Origin of the sequence: Oceanospirillum sediminis (genome assembly GCF_014164585.1) — a bacterium.
In the GTDB taxonomy this organism is placed as follows: domain Bacteria; phylum Pseudomonadota; class Gammaproteobacteria; order Pseudomonadales; family Halomonadaceae; genus Oceanospirillum; species Oceanospirillum sediminis.
In genome coordinates, this window is sequence record NZ_JACJFM010000276.1 from 1 (window position 1) to 334 (window position 334).

A 334-nucleotide genomic window follows, 5' to 3' on the forward strand; every position below is an offset into this window, starting at 1 on the left:
ATCATTAATAATTTTAATTGAAGAAATTGTTTGGTTTGATAATTCTATCATTGCATTTGACGTATAGAAATTAGGTTCTTCAATAAATTCAATTGCAGATGAGATTTTTGAATTTCCCAAAGAAAAATCAATGACATTTAATTTGTTTGAGATGTATCTTTGAATGATTTCATCCACATGTGATTTTCGACATATAGAAATGAGGTTGGTGTCTTCTGATGATATGATTTCATAATAAAAATTGGAAATATCAATATTTGGAAAACCTGAACTTATGATATTTTTGTCATCAATTTGTACGCGTTTATTTCCTATTATTTTTGTTAAAACCTGG

1 protein-coding gene is annotated in these 334 nt (G+C 26.0%); it reads right to left on the reverse strand.

The genetic code is table 11. The features are described from left to right. The coding region (locus H4O21_RS28670) for a hypothetical protein (RefSeq protein ID WP_182812655.1) at nt 1-334 on the reverse strand (334 nt) is incomplete at both ends.